At 47.7% G+C, this 2699-nt stretch carries 3 protein-coding genes, 1 rRNA gene and 1 pseudogene; 1 reads left to right on the forward strand and 4 read right to left on the reverse strand.

The features are described 5' to 3' along the window. On the forward strand, positions 1 to 804 hold an 804-nt coding region (locus lacNas_RS13930), incomplete at its 5' end, for an AEC family transporter (protein ID WP_280515451.1). A gap of 386 nt (positions 805 to 1190) precedes the next feature. On the opposite strand, the pseudogene lacNas_RS13935 reads toward lacNas_RS13930, so the two are convergent. The 4 genes and pseudogenes from lacNas_RS13935 to rrf form a co-directional block, all read right to left on the reverse strand. Then, positions 1191 to 1532, reverse strand: a pseudogene (locus lacNas_RS13935) (type I phosphomannose isomerase catalytic subunit); the annotation flags it as partial. A 127-nt stretch (positions 1533 to 1659) separates the two neighbouring features. Continuing rightward, complete coding sequence (locus lacNas_RS13940; RefSeq protein WP_373868020.1) at positions 1660 to 1824, reverse strand: family 1 glycosylhydrolase; 165 nt, start codon at positions 1822 to 1824, stop codon at positions 1660 to 1662. Between the two features lie 61 nt (positions 1825 to 1885). Next, positions 1886 to 2233, reverse strand: coding sequence for a hypothetical protein (locus tag lacNas_RS13945; RefSeq protein ID WP_201331094.1), 348 nt, complete (start codon positions 2231 to 2233; stop codon positions 1886 to 1888). Positions 2234 to 2509: 276 nt separating this feature from the next. Next, a 5S ribosomal RNA gene (rrf, locus tag lacNas_RS13950) occupies positions 2510 to 2626 on the reverse strand. Between the last annotated feature and the right edge of the window lie 73 nt (positions 2627 to 2699).

A 2699-nucleotide genomic window follows, 5' to 3' on the forward strand; every position in this document is an offset into this window, starting at 1 on the left:
AGCCGGCTGACAGCCTCGCAGCTGACCTCTTTCGCTGAAGGCCTGCTGGTCAGCGGGGCGGCCGTGGCCGTCAGCTACATCGCGGCTTTTTTGCTGGCAAAGGCGCTGAAAATCAGACCCGGCCGACGGGGCATTTTCATCAATACTTTTGCCAACGCCAACACGATTTTCATCGGCATGCCCCTGAACACGGCCTTGTTCGGGTCAAAATCCATGGAATACTTTTTGGTATACTATGTGATCAATACGGTGTCCACCTGGGCCTTCGGCTCCTTCTTGATTACCAATGACCCGATGGAAGCCACCAAGACCAAGCAGAAAAAAGACGTGAAGGAAATCTTGAAAAAGATTTTCTCACTGCCTTTGATCGCCTTCTTGATCGCGATGGCAGTAGTTTTGCTCAAGATCAAGCTTCCGGTCGAGATCACCACGACTACCCAGTACCTCGGCAACCTGGTCACGCCGCTTGCCTTGATCTACATCGGGATCGTCCTGAGCAATGCCGGCCTCAAGTCCCTGCGGCTGGACCGGGACACGGGCATGGCCCTGCTGGGCAAGTTTGTCATCGCCCCGGCGGCCATGATCTGCATGCTGCTGGCGGCCCAGCGCTTCGGGCTCAGCCTGCCGGCGGCTGAACGCGGCACTTTGATCATGCAGTCCGCGGTTCCGGCCCTGACCGTTTTGCCAGTCCTGGCCAATGACGGAAAAGGCGACGTCAACTACGCGACAAACATCGTGGCCTTAAGCACGATCCTCTTCATTGTAGTTGCTCCGATTATGATGCTGATCATCAACGCCCTCTAGAATTAAAAAGCAGACAGCAATTCACCCGCTGTCTGCTTTTTTGCTGCTCTCGTTTTGTCTTGTTTTGAATCTTTACCTTTTGCAGGCAGCAGGCCGGACATTTTGCTTTACACAAAGCCCTGTGCTGCCACATGCAAGGCGCTAAAAGGTCCCGGAGGAAATCATCCTCTTTCAAAAAAGATCGCTGACAGGCGCTGGCAGAGCCATTAAAGAGAGACGAATGATTCAGCACTCAGTCGCCAAGACCAGCAAAACTAAAGATAAAGAGAAGACAAAAAGAGAACAAAAAAGAGCCAGACTTCCGTCTGACTCTTGCTTTCGCGCGGCAGCGCCCTATCCTCGCAGGCAGTTTCCCACCAACTACTTTCGGCGCGAAGAAGCTTAACTTCTGTCTTGCCCAATTCTCCCTCGTGAATCCGGGCATATTCATTGTCCGGGTGCACTTGGACGGACAAGTCTTGGTTGGCGTCCAAAATCTTGGTCAAAAGCGGGAAGACATCGCCCTTGGCGTTGCCGAAAAGCTCCCGGTGCTGATCCCACAATTCATTCAGCTTCATGCCCTGGTAAGGGCCGTTCTTGATGCTTGCCGGGCCGTGCGGGTGGGCCGAAATCGCCCAAGCTTCACCGGTATGGTCGCTGGGAATGTCATAGCCAAACTCGTCGCGCAGGCCAGTGCCGCCCCAGATTTTTTCATAAAAAACTGGCTCCAAAAATAATGGTTCTGCCATTTGCATTTAGTCTCCTTTGCACCTTCGATTGTGTTTCCGCTTACTTATTTACTCCATTAACATCATAAGCTATTTTGCGGTCGGATTTGGAAAAAGCAGCGAAAGTTCTTGCAAAAAACAACAAAAATCAATCCGCGTCCAGCTCATTGCTGTCGCTCAGCTTCCGGTACCAGTAGGCAGACTTCTTCAAGGTATTCTTCTGGGTGTGAATGTCGTCGCGGATCAGCCCGTAGCGGTTCCGGTAGGCATTCATCCAGGACCATTTTGAGTGTCCCATCAGATTAATTAGCATTATGTAAAATATCCCGAATTTTAACTTTTTCATCAGGACCTTATATCTGTATTTCAGGCCATTAATCCTTTGTGCTCTCGCTATGGAACCTGCCCAACCTATTTGCTCTCGCTATGGAAGCTGCCCAACCTAATCTGGGATGCGAATTAAGATATTGTAGCTTTTCAGTTGCTAATTGCTTAATAGTTTCATTTTCTATATTTTTCAGTATTAATTCTAAATCCGCTTTATAAATGTCGGGGTTTTTAAGTAGCTTTTCAGCTGCTAATTGTTTAATAGTTTCATTTTCTGTATTTTTCAGTATTAATGTTAAATCCGCTTCAGAAATGTCGGGTGTTTTAATTGATTTAATTAACCCGTATTGCTTTAAAGCCATTAATCGTAGTTGATCATCTAGTATACTTGACATCTTTTTCTCCTGTTTAACGTCACTGGGACTTTGTCACAAAAAAACCGTGTTCGATATACGAACACGGTTAAGTGACGTATATCCATTTACAGTGGAGCACCTTACCGGTCGGCAGGTTGCTGCTAGGTCAAAGTGTGTAACCACTCACTAGCTCTTGATATAACACGTAATTTAATTGTTAGTTTAACTTTATAATATTTATTTGCTAATGTCAAGGCATTTCTTAAGTATCCAAGCAAAACAAAAAGAGCCAGACTTCCGTCTGACTCTTATCTCGCGCGGCAGCTTCCTATCCTCGCAGGCAGTTTCCCACCAACTACTTTCGGCGTTAAGAAGCTTAACTGCTGTGTTCGGCATGGGAACAGGTGTATCCTTCTTGCCATTGCCACCGCACTCTTTCTTGAGCTTGCACGCTCAAAACTGAATATCTCTTCCAAGTCAAAACCTATTGCTTCGCTCTTCTTGG

The organism is Lactobacillus nasalidis, assembly GCF_016587775.1.
GTDB classification, from domain to species: domain Bacteria; phylum Bacillota; class Bacilli; order Lactobacillales; family Lactobacillaceae; genus Lactobacillus; species Lactobacillus nasalidis.

Excerpts from the sequence above, each read along its gene's own strand:
- lacNas_RS13940 (WP_373868020.1), bottom strand. The coding sequence starts at position 1,824 with ATGCTAATTAATCTGATGGGACACTCAAAATGGTCCTGGATGAATGCC.
- lacNas_RS13945 (WP_201331094.1), bottom strand. The coding sequence starts at position 2,233 with ATGTCAAGTATACTAGATGATCAACTACGATTAATGGCTTTAAAGCAA.